The sequence below is a fragment of the Hyphomonas sp. CACIAM 19H1 genome, assembly GCF_003325995.1.
GTDB classification, from domain to species: Bacteria; Pseudomonadota; Alphaproteobacteria; order Caulobacterales; family Hyphomonadaceae; genus Hyphomonas; species Hyphomonas polymorpha.
In genome coordinates, this window is record NZ_CP016437.1 from 3,264,147 (window position 1) to 3,283,112 (window position 18,966).

At 64.1% G+C, this 18,966-nt stretch carries 11 protein-coding genes; 3 read left to right on the forward strand and 8 right to left on the reverse strand.

What is annotated here, in order from left to right; genetic code table 11:
- Positions 1 to 5 precede the first annotated feature (5 nt).
- The 3 genes from aguB to BBF93_RS15215 all read right to left on the reverse strand — a co-directional run bounded on the left by aguB (position 6) and on the right by BBF93_RS15215 (position 5,111).
- On the reverse strand, positions 6 to 848 hold the full coding sequence (gene aguB, locus BBF93_RS15205) for an N-carbamoylputrescine amidase (protein WP_114106490.1): 843 nt from the start codon (positions 846 to 848) through the stop codon (positions 6 to 8).
- Positions 849 to 864: 16 nt separating this feature from the next.
- Positions 865 to 1,848, reverse strand: coding sequence for an agmatine deiminase family protein (locus tag BBF93_RS15210; protein ID WP_114106491.1), 984 nt, complete (start codon positions 1,846 to 1,848; stop codon positions 865 to 867).
- Between the two features lie 92 nt (positions 1,849 to 1,940).
- Positions 1,941 to 5,111, reverse strand: a complete 3,171-nt coding sequence (locus BBF93_RS15215) for a carboxypeptidase regulatory-like domain-containing protein (protein WP_035600241.1) — start codon at positions 5,109 to 5,111, stop codon at positions 1,941 to 1,943.
- Positions 5,112 to 5,372: 261 nt separating this feature from the next.
- Here BBF93_RS15215 and BBF93_RS15220 point away from each other — a divergent pair, with 261 nt between their 5' ends.
- Positions 5,373 to 6,950 (forward strand): glycosyltransferase family 39 protein, encoded by a 1,578-nt coding sequence (locus tag BBF93_RS15220; protein ID WP_114106492.1) that lies wholly within the window; start codon positions 5,373 to 5,375, stop codon positions 6,948 to 6,950.
- Between the two features lie 5 nt (positions 6,951 to 6,955).
- Here BBF93_RS15220 and msrA read toward each other — a convergent pair whose 3' ends face one another.
- The 4 genes from msrA to BBF93_RS15240 form a co-directional block, all read right to left on the reverse strand.
- Positions 6,956 to 7,603: a peptide-methionine (S)-S-oxide reductase MsrA gene (msrA, locus tag BBF93_RS15225; protein WP_035600245.1), complete on the reverse strand. Its 648-nt coding sequence runs from the start codon at positions 7,601 to 7,603 to the stop codon at positions 6,956 to 6,958.
- A gap of 150 nt (positions 7,604 to 7,753) precedes the next feature.
- The gene (gene pbpC, locus BBF93_RS15230) at positions 7,754 to 9,820 is read right to left on the reverse strand and encodes a penicillin-binding protein 1C (protein ID WP_233349157.1); all 2,067 of its coding nucleotides are present in this window, start codon (positions 9,818 to 9,820) and stop codon (positions 7,754 to 7,756) included.
- Between the two features lie 16 nt (positions 9,821 to 9,836).
- The gene (locus BBF93_RS15235; RefSeq protein ID WP_114106493.1) at positions 9,837 to 14,834 is read right to left on the reverse strand and encodes an alpha-2-macroglobulin; all 4,998 of its coding nucleotides are present in this window, start codon (positions 14,832 to 14,834) and stop codon (positions 9,837 to 9,839) included.
- Between the two features lie 87 nt (positions 14,835 to 14,921).
- Positions 14,922 to 15,785: an SDR family oxidoreductase gene (locus BBF93_RS15240; RefSeq protein WP_114106494.1), complete on the reverse strand. Its 864-nt coding sequence runs from the start codon at positions 15,783 to 15,785 to the stop codon at positions 14,922 to 14,924.
- 63 nt (positions 15,786 to 15,848) lie between these two features.
- On the opposite strand from BBF93_RS15240, the gene BBF93_RS15245 reads away from it, so the two are divergent.
- On the forward strand, positions 15,849 to 16,505 hold the full coding sequence (locus BBF93_RS15245; RefSeq protein WP_035600249.1) for a hypothetical protein: 657 nt from the start codon (positions 15,849 to 15,851) through the stop codon (positions 16,503 to 16,505).
- Between the two features lie 97 nt (positions 16,506 to 16,602).
- Here BBF93_RS15245 and BBF93_RS15250 read toward each other — a convergent pair whose 3' ends face one another.
- Complete coding sequence (locus BBF93_RS15250) at positions 16,603 to 17,973, reverse strand: M17 family metallopeptidase (protein WP_114106495.1); 1,371 nt, start codon at positions 17,971 to 17,973, stop codon at positions 16,603 to 16,605.
- A 120-nt stretch (positions 17,974 to 18,093) separates the two neighbouring features.
- Here BBF93_RS15250 and BBF93_RS15255 point away from each other — a divergent pair, with 120 nt between their 5' ends.
- The gene (locus tag BBF93_RS15255; RefSeq protein WP_114106496.1) at positions 18,094 to 18,960 is read left to right on the forward strand and encodes a tetratricopeptide repeat protein; all 867 of its coding nucleotides are present in this window, start codon (positions 18,094 to 18,096) and stop codon (positions 18,958 to 18,960) included.
- The last annotated feature ends 6 nt before the right edge of the window (positions 18,961 to 18,966 follow it).

Consider the following 18,966-nt stretch of genomic DNA (forward strand, 5'->3'; position numbering starts at 1 on the left):
GGCGTCTAGACCAGAATTTCGTAGAGATCCGTTCTCCGGTCACGGAAGAAACCCCACGCAGCCCTTGCCCGGTCGACATGGTCCAGATCAAAGGTGGCAAGGATCACGCCCTCCTGATGGCGGTCCATATCCGTGACGATCTCACCTGTCTCGTCGGTGATGAAGCTGGTCCCGTAGAAAACCTGCCCCTGCTCGTTGCCCACACGGTTTGCTGCGACGACGGGAATGACATTCGCAACAGCGTGCCCCTGCATGCCCCGGCGCCAGCGCGCGGCGGTATCGAGGGAAGCGTCCTGTGGCTCGGCGCCAATCGCGGTGGGATAGAGCAGCACATCGGCGCCCATAAGCGCCATTGAGCGGGCCGCCTCCGGGAACCACTGGTCCCAGCAGATGCCGACGCCAATGCGGCCCTTCATCGTGTTCCACACGCGGAAGCCGGTATCACCCGGCCGGAAGTAGAATTTCTCCTGATAGCCCGGCCCATCAGGAATATGGCTTTTGCGATAGACGCCAAGCGGCGTTCCATCCGCATCGATCACCACGATGGAGTTGAAATAGAGCGGGCCTTCCTTCTCATAGATCGAGACCGGAATAACCACCCCAAGTTCTGCAGCAAGCTCCGAGAGCTGATGAACGGCCGGATGCTCCTGCCATTCGATCGCGCGGGCGAAATGCTCTTCTTCCTGCGTCTTGCAGAAATAATAGCCGCAGAAAAGCTCCGGAGGCAGAATGACATCTGCGCCTTTGGCGGCGGCATCGCGAACGAAACCGGCAACCCGGTCGATATTCTGCTGAACATCATCGGTGGGCGTGAACTGGATGGCGGCGAGCGTGATCTTGCGGGTCATGGGCAGAGCCTCCTTCTCAGGCGGGGATTTCGCGGGTCATGCAGTGGAAGCTTCCACCGCCCGCCAGAATGGCGCGCGCTGGCAGGCCGATGACTTCGCGGCCCGGAAACAGCGCCTTGAGTTCAGACAGGGCCACCGCCGAGAAGCGGTCTTCATAGATCGGCACCAGCACGGCGCGGTTGGTGATCGTGAAGTTCATATGGCTTGCCGGAACCGGTACGCCATCCCCGAAGTGCACCAAGCCCGGCGAGGGTATGCTCGACACCATCAGGCCATGGGACACGAGCGTCCGCTCTATCTCCTGCAGGGTCTCGGCATTGGGGTCGTTCTGATCAGAGGGATGCTGGCAAAGCACATGGCCCGGCGCGATGAAGCGCGCGATGTTATCGACATGGCCATCGGTATGATCGTTCATCAGACCATCCCCCAGCCAGATGAACTCGTCCACGCCGAGGGCGGCTGTCAGGCTCGCCTCGATCTCCGCCTGGGCAAGGTGGGGGTTGCGATTGGGGTTGAGCAGGCATTGGCGGGTTGTCAGCAGACGGCCTTCGCCGTCTGCATCGATGCCGCCGCCTTCCAGGGTCATGGCATGGCGGCGCATGGGCAGGCCTTCGACGCCGGCAACAGCGCCGGCCGTCTCGGTGTCGCCGTCCATCAGGTATTTTCCGCCCCAGCCATTGAAGCGGAACACCTGCGCCTGGCGGGAAGCGCCGGCACCGGTCACGATCGGGCCGGTATCCCGTAGCCAGATGTCGCCGGTCGGGATCTCGACGATCTCCCCTGCCCCGCCGGTGGCGAGCCGCGCAGAGGCAGCCGCCTCCCGTGATCCACAGGCGATCTTCACTGGGACGTATTCAGCCGCCTTGCGGATGAAGGCGGAGACTTCCGACCGGGCCGCTGTCAGATCGCCGCCCCATTCCTCGGCAAGGCGGGGCCAGCCGGCCCAGAGGGCCGCTTGCGGGGCCCATTCGGGCGGAAGATGCAGGGTTGTATCAGTCATGTCATCCGGGCCTTGCCACAGCTTGGGTCAAACGAAAAGGGCGGCCCCGAAAGACCGCCCCCTCATATAGTGAGCCTTCAGCGAATTTCCGCTTAGAAGGTGTATTTCAGGCCGAGGCGAACCTGCCAGAGCGAAGCCGAGTTGATCGCCGAAGCGTTGTCGACCGCCGGGCTGAACGAAGTGACGATCAGGCGGCCCTGTGCGTCGATTCCGCTGATTCCGTACAGCTGGGCGTTGCCGGGGAAGCCATGCTCTTTCATCACGCCCCAGTCATCGTTCAGCAGGTTGCCGACATTGCGGATGACCATGAATGCCTCGGTGCGGTCATCAGCGCGCAGGCCCGGGAACTCCTGGGCGAGACGGATGTCGAAGCGCGAGCGCCACGGATCGGTCTGCGAGTTACGGTCAGCGATCGTACCGCGCATCGCGCTCAGGTCGCTGTTGCTGTTGATGTAGTTCACGAGGTTCTGCACAGCCGTGGCGTTGGACGACGGTGACAGAACCGGGTCGTTCACGCCGGTCGGGATGTAGGCCAGGTTACGAGCGGAGTTGTTGCCCACAGTGAACGCGTTGGTGCTGCCAATCGTGTAGCTGTAAGGCGCGCCTTCGTTGGCCGTTGCGAACAGCGATGCCTTCGTGGCGAAGTTCTTGATGAACTCTTTACGGAGGTTCAGGTTGAACGTGAACCGGTGCGGGATCACGTAGTCGCTGTTGCCGAGGTCCATGTTCACCGGATCGAAGGTCTGGACGTTCGACCAGTTCGAGAAGGCCACCGATGAAGTCATCGGGTTGACGTCCTTGGCCTGGGTGAAGGCGTAGCCAGCGGTCCAGTCGATGCCGTTGCCATAGTCTTTCGACAGGCCAACCGACACAGTGCGTGCCCAGCCTTTTTCTTCGGCATTGGTGAGCAGGAAGTCGTTCGTGTTGCCCGTATAGACCGGGCGGCCATCCGCTGCGGTCCGGGTCTGGGTGAACGAGATCGGCAGGACGTAAGCGGCTTCGTTCGTTTTCGACACGAGGAAGTCGAGCATCAGGCGCCAGTCATCACCATACCAGGCATCTGCCGAACCGAAGTCGATCACGGTGCCGAGGGCAGCTTTCCACTCGGACGGGATTTCGAAATCAGGGTCGAGCGCATTGACCGGGCCCGCACCAGCCGACGCATTTGCGGCAGCCATGGCCGCAATCGCTTCGTCAGGCACAGTGAAGAAGGGATCGCCACTGCCGAAGGTGAAGGTGCTGAGGTTTCTGTTGCGAACGCGGTAATCGAACAGTGTCACGCCGTTGTTGGAGTAGTTGTTCGAGATCCAGACGTTCGGGTTGCCGCCCGAATAGAGACCGATGCCGCCATGGAAGCGGATGTCGTTCGTGTAGTCATACTTGAACCCAAGACGCGGCTGCAGAAGGTCGCGGCCATCCATCGTGGCATTGTTGGCGAAGCCGTAAGCCGTCTGGAAACGCGGGTTAAGCAGCGGCTCGTCGCCCGAGGTGTAGGTGTCGTAGCGCAGACCGGCCGTCAGTTCGAGGGCGGGCGTGACCTGCCATTTGTCCTGCAGGTAGAAGGTATTGATCTCATAGCCGAACTGGGCGGCGCCGTCGTTTGGATTGTTGGTGCCGGCGGCGTTCTGATAGCGGAAGTCGTCGATGTTTCCGGCTGCGAAATCGGAGATGCCGGTGATGCCGCCGTTGGCGAACTGACCGAAGATCCAAAGGCCACGCGTTCTCTGGATGAAGGCGTTGAACACATCGAGTTCTTCACGCTCTGCGCCGAAGGTCAGGCGGTGGTCGCCAAGCTGCCAGTTGGCTTTCGCCTTGTAGACGTCGGAGGTGTAGATCAGGTCGTTGAAGTGACGGCTGTCATCGGCGCCGAGATAGATGGTGGACGTGCCACCCGCCGTGTTCGGCACGATGACCTGAACTTCGCCCCAGCCGCTATTGCCGACAACCGGGTCTGCGACAGCGTCAAACTCGACGCGGGTAAAACGCAGCTCGGTGTTGAAATTGTCGGTCCAGTCAGAGTTCAGCGAGGCGGAATAGCTCTCGAGCAGGCCGCCGCGCTTATAGAAGTGGTTGCCATCGGAAACCTGCGTCGTACTGGAGTCAGACGGGTTGAAGTTGAAGGCTTCATTCTTGGTGTAGGAAACAGCGGCACGCTGACGGTCCGTGATGTTCCAGTCCAGTTTTGCAAAGATTTTCTCGTCTTCGACCGGGATGGAGGTCGGGATACCGCCGGCTTCGTAGCCGTACTGGTTCACGGCGATGTCGATGACCTGCTGGTACACAGCCGGGTCGACGCGGGCGAACGCCGGGGAGTTGTCGAACTGGTTGACCGCTTCATTCTTCTCGTAGGAGCCGAAGAAGAACAGCTTGTCCTGGATGATCGGGCCGCCGATGTTGAAGCCGTAGCGCTTGTCTTCAAAATCCTGGGTGGCAATCTTGTTGCCTTCCACGGAGTCGCCGCGCAGGTCCTGGTTGGTGTAGTCGAAGAACAGGCCCCCATGGAACGAGTTGGTGCCCGACTTGGTGACGGCGTTGATGTTACAGGCGGTGAACAGGCCGTATTCAACGTCGAACGGCGCCAGCTCGACCGACACTTGCTGGATCGAGTCATAGCTGAACGGCATGCTCTCGGTCGGGTACCCGTTCGAGTTCAGGCCGAAGCTGTCGGAGAGGCGGGCGCCATCAACGGTCAGCGAGTTGTAGCGCGGGTTGGCGCCTGCGCAGCTGATGGCATCCACGAAACCATCATCGATGTAGATGCGCGGGTCGAGACGCAGGGCATCTTTCAGGTCGCGCGAGATGGCCGGAATGTTTTCAAGGGTGTCGAGGTTGTAGGAGCTGGACGGGCCGGTTGCGACGTTGGCGATGGCAGCAGAGCCGGTCACCACAACCGTGTCGAGACGGGCGGTGTCGTCGGCAGCAGCCGTCACGATGTTAACCACGGAGGTTTCACCCAGACCGGTGTACACGTTCTCGACGCGGCTTGTGACGACGTCATTGCCAGAGACGGTGAAGCTGAACGGACCGCCGATACGCAGGTTCTGCACCGTGTAGAGGCCGTTCGAACCGGTGGTAGCAGTCGTAACCGTACCCGTGGGCTGGTGAACGACGGTAACGGTGGCGCCAGCAACAGGCTGTCCTGCCGAATCCGTTACGACACCGCGAGCGTCAGACGTGGTTACCTGAGCGTAGACGGCAGCCACCGGCGCCAGGGCCGCGAGCGCTGCAATCGATGCGCTGCGCGCAAAGAAATTCTTGATCATTTGGATTTCCCCGAATTTCGACCATCACCACAGCCCCCTCGCGAGACCGGGTTTGGCGAGGCCTTAACCCCGCTGAGTGACAGATTAGTGACAAGCGTTTGAAGGTTCAGCATCGCATTTCGGCTCGCGTACGGTTTTTCCGCTGCGATGCAAAAATGACACGCTGTTAATAACCCCGGAGGCCCCGGGAGCGGTCTCTGCCCCTGTATCTGTGCCGATAATGCGGCCATAAGACAGGCACCAACCTCCCTGGAAGTGGCAATGACCAATTTGACAGCACCCGCGCGCCCTCAGATCTTTGAGCGGCTCACCCTGGCCGCCCTTGGTCTGCTGCTGATTCTGCGAATCATTGCGGTTATCATCTCCCCGCTCGAACTGTATGCCGACGAGGCGCAATACTGGCGCTGGGGCCAAGCGCTGGAATGGGGTTACTATTCCAAACCGCCGATGATCGCCTGGGTGATCCATCTGACCACGGCGCTGTTCGGAACCCATGAATGGTCGGTGCGGCTGGCCGCGCCGCTCCTCCATACGGCTGCCGCAGGTCTGATCTTCCTGACGGGGCGCGCGATGCTGGATGCGCGCGCGGGCTTCTTTGCCGCCCTGCTCTATGCGCTGATGCCCTCGGTGGTGCTCTCGTCCAATGTGCTGTCGACAGATGGGGTGCTGATGCCTTTCTGGTGCGCCGGACTTTATCTTCTCTGGCGCCTGCGCAGCGGTGAAGGGCGTTGGGCATCTGCCGCGCTGCTCGGCGGCGTGATCGGCGCGGGGATGCTGTCAAAATATGCGATGCTGTATTTCCTGATCGGCCTGGCGCTTGCCTGCCTGATCGATGCGCCGACCCGGCGGGCAATCCTGACGCCGCGCGGCCTCTTGGCGGGCGTCATCGCCGCGCTGATCGTGGCGCCGCACTTTGCCTGGAATGCCGCCAATGATTTTGCCACCGTCAGCCACACGGTCGACAACGCCAATCTTGGCGGCGACCTGTTCAACCCGGAGAACGCGCTGACCTGGTTTGCAGACCAGCTTGGCATGTTCGGACCGGTCAGCTTTCTGGCGCTGCTGGCCGGCCTGTTCCTCTACCGGTCGCGCCGGGGCGAGGAGGCCAGCCCCGAGCGCTGGCTGCTCTGCTTCATCCTGCCGGTGCTGATCTTCATCCTCGGCCAGGCCGTTCTCTCGCGCGCGCACGCCAACTGGACCGCCACGGCCTATCCCGGCGCGGCGCTGCTGGTGGCCATCTGGTTCAGCCGGGGCACGGCCCTGACATTATGGGCGAGCCTGGGGCTGAACCTGCTGGTTGCTGGTCTGTTCATGGCGATGACAATGCTGCCGCCCGCCTCCACGACCGATCTGGGACTGGACAATGCCATGAAGCGGACCCGCGGCTGGGAGGCTTCTGCCCAGCAGGTGTTTGCGGAGGCCGAGCGCCTCGGCGCCACTGCCGTGCTGGTGGATGAACGCGAGGCCTGGCATGGGCTGGACTTCTATGCCCGAGACCGGAAGCTGCCGCTGATTTCCTGGCGCCGCTATGCTGGCCCGAAAAGCTTTTCGGAGAGGCAGCCGCTGGAGGGCGCGATTGCAGAGCGCGTGCTGATCGCTTCGGTTCATGCGGATCTGCGGCCACGCCTGCGCAGTGATTTTGCCAGCTTCGAGCCGGCTGGCCAGGTGCGGATAGACCTGGGCAAGCGCGGCAATGGCTGCCCGATCAGCCGGGTTTTCCAGCTCTATATAGGAGAAGGGTATAACCCGCCCGAACGCACGCGCGAATGGGAGAACCAGTTCATCGGCGAGATGGAATTCCCCGAACCGCCCTGCCCGACAGCCGCCTATGGCGGCTGAAAGGCTCAGAGCGCCGGAGCCTGCGTACCCCACACTTCCATGAGCCGCTGATCGCGCCCGCAGGCTTCCCGCATGCTGGCGTATTTCGAAGCGTTCTTCACATGGTAGTCCTGATAATGGTCGTCGGCAGGCCAGAAGACCGTCAGTGGACGGATTTCTGTGACTACATCCTGGCCCAGCGCGCGCTGCGCACCGGACACGGTGGCAACTGCCGCATTCCGCTCGCTGCCCCCGGAAACGAAGATCGCGCTGCGGAACGGCTCGCCCTTGTCACAGAACTGGCCGGTATCGTCGGTAGGGTCGATGGTGCGCATGAAATTGGCCGCCAGGGTTTCGTAAGAAATCCGCGCCGGATCATAGGTAACCTTGACCGCTTCGTAATGTCCGGTTTCCCCGGATTCAACCTGCCTGTGGGTGGGGCGGTCAACGCTGCCGCCCGTATAGCCCACGACCGTCTCGATAACGCCATTCATCTGGTCGAAATCAGCCTCGACACAGGCAAGGCATCCGCCGGCAAAAACCGCCGTCGCCACGCGAATCGGGGCGTCTTCGGCCCGGCGATCCTCGACGCCTCCGCCAGACATGAACGCGATGCTCGAAGCGGCGAGCCCCGAAGCAATGGCAATAAGGACGGCGGGACGATTGGTAAGCACGCTGGACTGTTAACTCTTACTTTGCCGGCACCCGAAGGGGCACTTGTACACGGCAAATCCGAATTAGTTGCTACAGGCGGCACAAAAAAGGCATCAAATGCGTAATGCTGTATTTTATCCTGCGTATGTGACCTGATGCACACAAGGCAGTCAGGCGGGGTCTTCTGTCAGCACACGGACCCGCACCCGGCTGGACCGTCCGGCCCCATCGACCGCCGTCACAAGATAAAAGCCCGGCTGATCCGGCCGCCAGACCGGCGCGCCGGCGTCATCGAGGCTCGCCGGCTGCCCGTCAATGAACCAGCTGAGCGCCCCCGCGCCCCGTCCGGCGAGCACAAAAGGCCGCGGCGCGCGCCCGTCCACCGTGCCCGCCCAGAGTTCAGCGCCTTGGGGCGGAAAGAGAATTTCCGGTGGCCGGTCGGTTGAGAAGGCACGCAGGGCGCCTTTTGACGGGGTCAGCGGCGCAGCGCTGAGGCGCAGCTCGCTGTCGCCATCGTCGCGCAGATGATGTGCAGCGCGGTCAGCCATTTCGAAGAGGATGGGCAAAGCAATGTCGCGACCGGTCACGCCGGTGCGCGGGGCACCGTCTGCCCGGCCGACCCAGACAATGATCACATGCTGTCCGGAAACCGCCGCCGCCCAGGCATCGCGGTAGCCATAGGAGGTGCCGGTCTTGAACGCGATCTGGGGCGCGTCCTGCGTCAGCTGGCCCGGCATACGGCCCTCCGGCGAAGGCGATCCTTGCAGGATACGGAGAATTTCGGCTGCGCTGGCCTCCCCCATCAGGCGGCGGCCGGGATCGGCCAGGCTCGCGCGTTCTTCCTCTGCGCGCCAGACCAGCGGCTTAGCCACCCCGCCATCGCCCAGCGCCGAATAGAGCACGGCCAGTTCGCGCGCAGTGAGCCCGGCGCCGCCCAGGGCAATCGCCAGACCGGCCGCCTGCCCCCTGGCGCCGGACACACGTGGCCGCGCGCCGGCAATCGCCAGCTGCGCCGAGAAACGTTCGGCGCCAATGCGGTCGAGCATCAGAACCGCCGGCACGTTCAGCGAATGCTGCAAAGCGTCGGAGACGCGAACATCGCCATGGAACATCCGGTCGAAATTCTCCGGCTGATATCCGGCAAAGCGGCTGGGCAAATCCTGAATGCGCGTATCCGCAGAGGCCGTGCCATCATCGAAGGCGAGCGCATAGATGAAGGGTTTGAGCGTCGAGCCCGGCGAGCGCGGACGGTTGGTGAGATCGAGCCACCCCCCCGCACGCTCCCGCGAGGCGGACCCGACGAGGGCGCGCACGGCGCGGGTCGGGACATGCACGACGATGGCGGAGATCTGAACATCCGTCCCCTCAAGCTGCGCCCGCGTAAGCGCGATGCGTTCCAGCTCCGCCTGCAGGGCGGCGTCCAGCGTCGAGCGGACATCCTCGCGCAGGCCGCTGGCCAGCACCGCGTCCGCCCCGTGCCAGGCGCGGTCCGGGAAATCGAGGCGCCGGGCCGGAATGGCGCTCGCGGCGACTTCCAGAACGTCATTTTCGGAGAAGACACCATAGCGGGCGAGCTTCTCTGCCACCCAGTCGCGCGCATGGGCGGCAAATGCCGGGCGGCGGTCCGGCCGGCGCACCTCGGGCGACTGTGGCAGGGCAATCAACAGGGCAATTTCGTCAGTAGACAGCCGGTCGGCCTCATGCCCGAAATAGCTCCAGCTGGCCGCGCGCACGCCTTCCAGGTTCCCGCCATAGGGCGTGAGCGAGAGATAGAGCTCAAGGATCTCTCGTTTGGAGAGGCGGCGCTCCAACTGGTTTGCCCGCCAGATCTCGATCAGCTTGGAGCCAGCATTGCGCGGGCGCGGCTCCAGCATCCTGGCGGTCTGCATGGTCAGGGTCGAGCCGCCCGAGACGATCTGCCCGGCTGCGGCACTGTCAAACGCGGCGCGCAGCAGGCCGAGCCAGTCAGTGCCGTGATGATCCCAGAAGCGCTTGTCTTCAACGCGGATCAGCGCATCGACAAAATCCGGGTCGATCTGGTCAAGGTCTACACCGAAGCGCCAGCGGCCATCCGGCGTGGGGAAGGCCCGCAGAGGTTTGCCGGCCCTATCCGTCACCAGAACGGAAACGCCCCCCGCCCTTTCAAGGGGCGGAGGGAAGATCACGTCAATCAGCAGGACGGCCGCAATCAGCGCGGCCAGCCCGGCCAGGAGGCGTTTCGGCACATGCTGGCCCAAACGACCCTCCCTCCGGTCAGCGTCCGCCGGCTGCGCCCTGCGCGGCGAGCACGGTCACACGGCCGGGCGCCGAACGGGCGAAGACGTCGGGGCGGTACATATCCTCGGCCACAACACCGGGGATGGCAAAGCTGCCCGGGCTGACGGCGCGAACGACATAGGCAAGCGTCACCGGGTTCTCGGTCACATCGATCGCCGCCACGAAGCGGTCATCCTGGGACTGAGAGCTTTGCGGCCGGGCGATTTCGCCCAGGAAACCGAAGGCCCCGGCGCGTACCCGGTCTTCTCCCGTCCGCCAGTCATACTCCACCAGGCGCCCATCTGCCGGGCGCAGGATCGCCTCGATCTCGAAGCCGGCCGGCAATAAGTCTGCCACGATGACCGGGTTCACGCGGCGCTCCTCCGGCGTGATGGTCAGGGCCACGACGACGCGCTCGCCCTGACGGATCTGGTCAAGCTGCATCTGCCCACCGCCCAGACCATAGAAGCGCTTGTCTACACTGAGCTTGGACGAGGCGGCAGGCGGCGGCGCCGACGGGGCCCCGGTCACCAGCACGGTGCGGAAGAGAGGCGTATCGCCGCCGAGGCGGAGACTGACGCCGCTGCGGGCCTGGGCTTCGGTCAGGCTGTACTGACGCTGATTGTCATTGCCCGTGCCGAGCCCTTCGGCCTTCACTTGAACATTGGTTTCGCCCTTGCCGAGGCTGTTCACAGCAAGGAGAAGATAGGCCTTCTCCTGCGTCGTCAGACTGGGCGCATCGGGCACGTCCTTGCCGAGCCGCTCGCCGAGACGGCCTACAACATCCGGGAGCTGAGCTTCGCCGGCGAGGGCCACGATGGCGGCCAGATCGCGCAGCGGGGTCTGATAATAATCGCCCGTATTGCGATAGCCGAGCTTCTGCTCCGCAGACTTGAACGCTGAGGCGGCGCGTGCCCGGTCACCAAGATAGGCCAGGCCTGCTCCGATATGGGCGCGGGCCAGCGGGCTCTCGATATTGCTCAGTTCCCGGTCATGCAGATAGCGCAGGCGGGAGATGTCGGCCTCGCCAGCCTTGGCCAGCACATACAGCGCATAGGCCGAGGAGCGGTACATCATCTGCTGTACGCTGTCGTTGGAATAGCGGCTTTCATACACATCGGTGTCGTAGCCATAGACGCGCCAGGTGTCCCCGGTGGCCACCGTGCGCAGCGCGCCATAGGCCCGCGTCAGGGCTTCTTCCGGCACGGCATAGCCTGCCTCCTTGGCGCGGAAAACGAAATCCGTCGCATAGGCGCCGAGCCAGGGGCTGGCATAGCCATCCCCTTCCCGCCACAGACCGAACGCACCATCTGCCCCCTGACGGTTCAGCACGGTGTTCACCGCAGTCTGAATCTTGTCGCGCGGATTGTCCCGCGCCTCCCTGGCGCCCATCGAGACGAGTTGTTCCGAATAGAGCAGCGGCACGGCGCGGCTGGTGATCTGCTCGGTGCATCCATAGGGATAGCGGTCGAGCGAGGCATAAAGCGTCGGCGCATCAATCGGCAGCGGCGAGAAGCCAACCGATATTTCTGCAGACCCTGGCACAAAGCCGGCTAGCGCCGCCTGGCTGATCGAGAAGGTCTCACCCGGCCGCATCAGCTGCGTGGTGGCCCGCGTTACCGGCAGGTAGGGTGAGCGCGTCTGGATTTCATAGGTCCGGTCGGTCTTGTAATTATCCGGGCCGCTGACATTCAGGCTGAGGCTTGAAATACCTTCACCCGAGGCCGAGACGCGCACCGGAATGTCCGCGCGCTGACCTTTCTGCAGGGTGCGCATCAGGGCTGCCTCAGCCACGCTGATCTGGCCGGTTCCGGCAACCCGCGCATTGAACTGGCCGCTGGCAAGCTCGACGTTGTCGATGCTGGCGGTGATGATCGCCTCATCCCCCGGCGCCAGGAAGCGCGGCATGACCAGGTCGGCCGGCGCGCGGTCGCGCACGGTCATCTTCTTGTCGGCAGACCCAACCCCGGCTTTCGACCAGGCCACCGCCATGATCCGCAGCTGGCCGTTGAATTCGGGGATATCAAGACGAATGCGCGCCTTGCCCGACCGGCCAACCTCGACGAGGCCGGAATAGAGCACGACCGACTTCACCGGAACAACCGAGAGCCCTTCCCCGCCAAGCTGGTCGCCACCGGAGCGAACCTCTGCAGGCATGCCGAGATTGGGATCAAGCAGGCGCCCGTAATCGTCATAGAGCTCCACGCCGAGCGCCTTGCGGCCAAAATAATGGGCCACCGGATCGGGCGACTTGAACTTGGTAAGTTGCAGGATGCCTTCGTCCACGGCGGCCACAGTCAGGAAGACCGGCTCGCGCGGCCCACCCTTGATGTCGACCTCCACCACCTGCTCCGCGCGGGGACGGGCAAGGTCAGGCGAATTGATCGTCAGGGCAAAGGTGCGCGCGGCCATATCTACCGGCACATGGGCAATGCCCACGGCGCGGCGCGGCTTTGCCCGCAGGACCGGATCACGGCCCGAATAGACCGTCACCATGACATAGGCGCCCTCACCCCATTCTTCCGTAACCGGAAGGGTGATGCGGGTGCCCGACGCGCTGACGGCCAGGTTCTGAACCGACAGCACACGGTCTGTAGCGACGACGACCTGCGCCTGGCCGTCATAGGGCGGCAGGATCGTCAGCTCGGCATTCTGGCCCACTTTAGGGGTCTTCTCGGCGGCGACAACCTTCACGCGGTCGGGCGCTTCGGTGCCGTCCGCGCTCGTCCAGCCGCCCCAGCCGACATAGAAGCTGGTAGAGGCGCCGACCGACGCATTGGCGCCCTGGCCCTCGACGACGAGTTCATGGCTACCCCAGTCGAGCGCGGGCACCTTTATCTCCGCCGTGCCGCCCGCAGGCGTGTTGACGACGCCCTCATTCACCTTGGTGACCGTGCGCGACCGGCGCCAGTTCCAGCTGTCGCCTTCCCTGTACCAGTCATAATGGAAGTCCACCTGCAGCACTTTCCAGCTGAGCCGCTGGGCCGAGGCCTGACCATCAGCATTCACAGCGACGACTTCGAATTTCGCTTCGCCGCCTTCCTGCACAGAGCTGTCAAAGCCCGGCTTCAGGCCGACATAAAGGTTCTCCGGCCGGTAGGGCACGCGGACACTTTCGGACACGGCGCGGCCACCGGGCTCCAGCACGCTGACAACCGTATTGAGGCGCAGCGGAATACCGGAATTGGAGCCAGCCGTGCCGGGCGACAGGCGCACCAGCGCCTTGCCCGCGCCATCGGTGGTCACGTCGTCAAATTCGAGGATCTGCTGCTCGAACGTCTGGTCATGGCGGCCATAGGTGAAGCCCTCAAATGCCTTGAAGGGTTTGGGGTCAGGCTCCATCCGCGCTTCGGTTTTCACCGTCAGGCCCGCGCCGGGCGCGCCATAGAGGAAGCGGGCGGCAATATCGACCGGGCGCGTGGCGCCTGCCTTCATTGGCTTTTCCTGATCGGCGGTCACATCCACCGCAATGCGCTGAGGCACGAAATCCTCGACCGCAAAACGCATCTCACCCGCAGGCGCCTCGAGACCGTCGATCTCGATGCTGGCGCGCCATTCGCCGCGCGAGGCACCGCGCGGAACTGCGAAGCTCTGGGTCACCGCGCCGGATTTGGGATCGGTGAACCGGGTCTTGGAGGCGACAAGCCCGTTCGGGCGATAGATCACGAGATGGCCATTGCGGCCGGTAACCTGGCGGCCGGCCCGGTCACGCAGCATTGCCGTCAGCTCGACCGTTTCGCCCGGGCGGTAGATACCGCGATCGGAATAGACATAAGCGTCCACCGGGCCGGGCGTGCGCCGCCCGCCAACGGTGTATTCGGAGAGGTCCACCGGCGACCGGTTGAGATCGAGCGCGGCGAGTTCGCCCCTCGCATTGGTCGCAACGACCAGCCGGGGCGCCATTGTGCCCTTGCCGCTCATCAGCGGCTTGTCGAATGAAATGCGGCCGGAAGAATCCGGCTTCTTCTCAGCCAGAACCGTGTTGTTGGACGCGATCAGCTGGACGGTGGCATCGCTGACAGTCTTGCCATCCTTCAGGGAGCGGAGGGTCACGTCGAGCCCCTGCTCTCCATAATAGGCTGTCAGCGCCAGATCGGTCAGCAGGATCCAGCGGCCAGAGGCGGCGGCCGGGCCTTCGCTATCAGTGATCTTGGCGGCATCTTCAACGCGGACGAAATACGCGCCGGGCTTCATCGGGCCGACAACATCCTGCAGCGGAAACACCGTGATGACGGGCGCGTTCTGGACGTTCGCGACATCCATCTTGCCGGTGAAGATTTCCTCGCCCACATCTTCCGGCGAGTCTTCTCCCCAAAGCCAGGACCATTGCCCCTGCCGGGTCGTCTGCCCTTCGCTGACATTCTTGAACACGATGGCGCGGTCGTTGATACGGGTGACGGTGACTTTCACCTCATCAACGTTCACCGTTTCCACCGGCAGGCCGTCGGCATTCTCGCGGGGAAGGATCACGCCCGTGCCCTTGAAGCCGACAAAGGCGGGCCGGTCTGCAAAGTCGATCGGGACTGTTTCGCCGCGCTTCAGGGTGCGGCCGTCCGCGGCGGGGAGACCGGCGAGGATGGTGGCGGTACGGCTGGTGCCGAAGGCGAGGCCGCCGACGCACAGTTCGCGGCCTTCCACGGTGAGGGCGGCGCGGAAAGAGGGGCGGAACTCGACATAGGGAGAATAGTCGGTCTGCGGATCAAGCGCGGCAGAAAAGACAAAGCAGGCAAGCGGCTGTTCGGTCGAGGTATCGATCCGGTAGCGGAAATAGGAGAAGTCCTGCGTCTCGGCTTCACGCGCCTTGCGGCGGGCTTCTTCGCGTTTGCGGGCAGCCACCTGGTCAGACGGAGAGCGTTCGACCATCACGGTGGCATCAGCGTCTTCATCCGCCGTCTTGCCGGTCTGAGAGCCGCCACATGCGGCGAGACCCGCCAAAAGCAGAGAAAAAACAACCGTCTTGAGACCCTTAAGAGTCCCGCGAGCCTGCAATGCCATGAATACGTCCTCCGAAGTCCGCCCACCTCACCTTACACCCGATAAGGTCGGCGCCAACAGGGCGCGAATGCGGCTAAGGCGCGAAAATCAGGGAAATATTTTGTCGGACTCTGCGGCCAGAATCGCGGCGAGGCCCTCCCGGTACGTCGGATAGGCCGGGCGCCAGCCCAGGGCGGCCTTGGCGCGCGTATTGGAGACGCGCTTACACTCGGCATAAAAACTCGCTGCCATGGGAGATAGGTCTGCGTCCTCAAACGCAATTTCCGGCGGAGGGGCGACGCCAAGCAACTCAGCGGCATAGGTGATGACATCCTGCGGCGGGGCGGGCAGCTCGTCGCAAAGATGAAAAACCCCCGTAACTTCAGGGCAAAGCATCAGCGCCTCCAGGCCTGAAGCGATGTCATCGACATGCACACGGGAGAACACCTGGCCTTCTTTCACAACGCGGCGGGCGGTGCCGTCACGCAGACGGTCGAAGGTAGACCGGCCGGGTCCGTAGATGCCCGGCAGGCGGACAAGGCGGGCCTTGCCCCCCGTCAGCGCCTGCCATTGTCCTTCAGCTTTCACCCGCGCCGCGCCCCTTGGCGAGGCCGGCGAAACCGGGCTCCACTCGGTCACCCAGCCGCCTTTCATGTCCCCATAGACGCCCGTTGTGGACAGGTAGGTGACACTTTCGGACAAATCCGGACAGCTTGCGGCGGCCAGCGCGGCCGGGCAGCCCTCCTTGCCGGGCGGCAGGGTGACCAGCCAGTGCGCGCCCGGCGGTATGTCCACCGGCCCCTCCCCCGGCCAGACCTGCGCCGCGATGCCCCGCGCCCGGAGCGCGGCAGCCTTGGCCTCGCTGCGGACGGTTCCGGCGACCTGCCAGCCTGCTGCCATCAGGCGGCTGGCCAACTGCTGGGCAGAGTAGCCAAGTCCGAAAACAAACAGCAGAGATGGCTGAGATGTCATTTGCCAAGGGTGCTCCGATTGCGCCTAAGAACAATGAGATAGAGGCTTTGGAGTGTCCTGCCCATGTCGCTGATTGCCATGGCCGCCGGTGCGGCGCTTTTCCTGCAGCAGAATGCCGGCGCCGAGTTTGCCGCTGCTGAAGCCAGACGGCTGGAAGCTTGCGTAGCCAAGATCGAGCGGACGCCGGAAGAGGCCTATGAGGATGGCCTGGCCTGGACCTTTGAAGGCAACCGCCCCGGCGCGCGCCAGTGTACCGCGCTCGCCCTGATTGCCCTTGGCAGTGTGGAAGAAGGCGCCGTGCGGCTGGAAAACCTCTCGATGTCGAGCGATGGCGGCACGATGGAGCAGCGCGCGGTGTATCTTTCACAGGCGGGCAATGCCTGGCTGCAGATCGGCGCGGCAGAGGCGGCGGCCGTTTCCTTCTCCGAAGCGCTGAAACTGGCACCAGGCGAGAACGACCTGCTGCTCGACCGGGCAACGGCCTATATGCTGATCGACAAATGGGATGAGGCGCTGGTGGATCTCAACACCGCCATTGCCAACGAGCCTGGCGACGCGATTGCCCACCAGATGCGCGCCGAAGTTCACCTCAACAAGGACGCGCTCGACCTCGCCCTGAAGGATGTTGAAACCTCCATGGCCGCCGACCCGAAGAATATCGACACCCTGCTGGTACGCGGCCGCGTGCGCGAAGCCATGCGGATCAAGGCGGGGAACTGAGCCCTCCGCCCCTTCCGGTTTCTGCAGAAGTGTGGCCGTCGGCGGCGACAAACCGGAGAGGCCGGAAGTTCAACCGGCCAACCGGGATGCGGCGGAATCAAACAGCCGGATAGCGTTTTTCCAGCATGGCGAAGACGGCGCGCAGGCCACAGGCGGCGGCACCGTCCGGGCGGCCATATTTGGCTTTGCGCCAGGCCCATATGTCGAAATGGGCCCAGCTTTTGGCCGAAACGAACTGTTTCAGGAACACCGCTGCCGTGATTGAGCCGGCCATGCCGGCGCCGCCGGAGTTTACAAGGTCAGCGACGGGACTTTGCAGATAGGCAAGATAGGGATCCCAGAGCGGCATGCGCCAGACCGGATCGCCGGTCTCTTCCGAGGCAGCGAGAATGTCGGCGGCAAGTTGCTCATCATCTGTATAAAGAGGGGCAAGGTCTGGCCCCAGCGCCACGCGGGCCGCGCCGGTAAGGGTGGCAAAGTCGATCAGGAGGTCGGGCTGGTCCTCGCTGGCGCGGGCGAGCGCATCGGCGAGAACGAGGCGGCCTTCAGCGTCTGTATTGTCGATCTCGACGGTCAGGCCCTTGCGGCTCTGCAGGATGTCTCCGGGCCGGAAGGCGTCGCCCGCGATGGCGTTCTCGGCGGCTGACACGAAGAGGCGCAGATGGACAGGCAGGCGCGCTTCCATCACCAGCTGGGCCAGCGCGATGGCATGGGCGGCCCCGCCCATATCCTTCTTCATGATGCGCATGCCGTCACCGGTCTTGATGTTGAGGCCGCCGGTATCAAACGTGATGCCCTTGCCGCAGAGCGAGACTTTCGGCGCGCCGGGCGTGCCCCATTCCAGCATCAGGAAGCGCGGGGCCTTCGCCGCCGCGCGGCCAACAGCATGGACCATGGGGTAGTTCTCTTCGATCAAGGCTTCGCCCACCACGGCGGCAACGCGGGCGCCATGGCGTTCGCCCAGGGCTGTCATGCGAGCGTGGATCTGTTCGGGGCCCATATCAGCGGCCGGCGTGTTCACGAGGTCACGCAGCGCGGCGACGGCGTCGGCCTCCTGTGACAGGCGGGCGGCGTTTTCGCTGGCCGGAACGAGGAGGCGCGGCGGGGCGGCCTTCTCGGTCTTGTAGCCGTCGAAACGGTACGCCCCGTCCGCCCAGCCGGCAGCGAGGCTGGCGAAGGAGTAGCCCCCGGCAGAGGCGATTTCATAGTCACCAGCCGGCAGCTTTGCCGACAGAGCGGCGGCGGCAAGCTGGTCTCGCCCGGCGCCAAGGCCATAGAGAACATGCGCCGTGCGCCCGTCCGGGCCGGGCACAAGCACGGTCTGCCCTGCCCCGCCGGTGAAGCCCTGCGCCCCGGCAATCGCCCGCGCATTGGGGAACGGATCGTTCTCCAGGGCGCCGAACTGGCTGGCCGTATAGAGCCAGACCTGGACGGGAGCGGTTGCTTCGGCGGTGAAGGATTTATGCATTTCGGCGCCTTTCCGGGCTTCTCGGTGGTTAATGGCTGGGGCTGCGGCGTTAACCGAAACTTGACCCAGGCGAGGGCAATGTCTGCCTGACCTTCAGGGATACATACACGGAGCCTGCTGATGTCCAGTGCCAAAAAGCCCCTTCTTGGTTTTGCGCTCGCGCTGACCGCGCTGAGCAGCGCCTGCGCGTCCACCGGGATGACCAAGGAAGAGAAGGCGCTGGCCGAGGCGATGGAGGCCGCGCTGGCCCCGGCCTCACCGGAGGAACGCGAGGCCGCCAACCGGGCCGATCCCCTCACCCGCGCGAATTTCTGGGGCAAGGAATACCAGAAAGACCCGCAGAACGTTGAAAATGCCCTGCAGTTTGCCGTCGCCCTGCGCGCCATGGGCAGCCAGGAGCGGGCAAAGGATGTGGTTAACAAGACGCTGATCCTCCATCCCGGCAATGCTGACCTGATGATGGTGAACGGGCGCATCCTGATGTCGGAGGGCAATTATGAAGCCGCCCGGGCGAGCTTTGAGCAGGTGACGCGCGCCGCGCCCGACCGGGCCGATGGCTGGGCGGCGCTGGGCACGGCGTTTGACCAGCTGGAAATGCACCGGCAGGCGCAGATGAACTATCAGCGCGCCCTGACCCTTGAGCCCGACCGGGTGACGACCCTGACCAATTACGGGCTTTCGCTACTGCTGTCAGGCGATCTGGCAGGCGCAGAAGCGCAGCTGCGCGCGGCGGCCGCCCAGCCGGGCGCGGGCAGCCGGGTGACGGAAAACCTGGCCCTCGTGATTGGCCTGCAGGGGCGGTTTGACGAGATGAAGGAAGTCAGCGCGCAGAACGCCCCGGACAAGGTGGCCGAGCAGAATGCCGCCCTGCTGCGCGGGCTGGTGCAGCCGGCACGCACCTATGACGCGCTGATCGGCGGGGGCAACACGTCCACCTCCACGGCACCGGGCACGAAGCGCCAGCTGCGCGGTACGCTGAACCAGTAATCTGCC

What these genes read in the sequence shown, in the direction of transcription:
- aguB (WP_114106490.1), bottom strand. Translation starts at nt 848, where the DNA reads ATGACCCGCAAGATCACGCTCGCCGCCATCCAGTTCACGCCCACCGAT.
- BBF93_RS15210 (WP_114106491.1), bottom strand. Translation starts at nt 1,848, where the DNA reads ATGACTGATACAACCCTGCATCTTCCGCCCGAATGGGCCCCGCAAGCG.
- BBF93_RS15215 (WP_035600241.1), bottom strand. Translation starts at nt 5,111, where the DNA reads ATGATCAAGAATTTCTTTGCGCGCAGCGCATCGATTGCAGCGCTCGCG.
- BBF93_RS15220 (WP_114106492.1), top strand. Translation starts at nt 5,373, where the DNA reads ATGACCAATTTGACAGCACCCGCGCGCCCTCAGATCTTTGAGCGGCTC.
- BBF93_RS15235 (WP_114106493.1), bottom strand. Translation starts at nt 14,834, where the DNA reads ATGGCATTGCAGGCTCGCGGGACTCTTAAGGGTCTCAAGACGGTTGTT.
- BBF93_RS15240 (WP_114106494.1), bottom strand. Translation starts at nt 15,785, where the DNA reads ATGACATCTCAGCCATCTCTGCTGTTTGTTTTCGGACTTGGCTACTCT.
- BBF93_RS15245 (WP_035600249.1), top strand. Translation starts at nt 15,849, where the DNA reads ATGTCGCTGATTGCCATGGCCGCCGGTGCGGCGCTTTTCCTGCAGCAG.
- BBF93_RS15250 (WP_114106495.1), bottom strand. Translation starts at nt 17,973, where the DNA reads ATGCATAAATCCTTCACCGCCGAAGCAACCGCTCCCGTCCAGGTCTGG.
- BBF93_RS15255 (WP_114106496.1), top strand. Translation starts at nt 18,094, where the DNA reads ATGTCCAGTGCCAAAAAGCCCCTTCTTGGTTTTGCGCTCGCGCTGACC.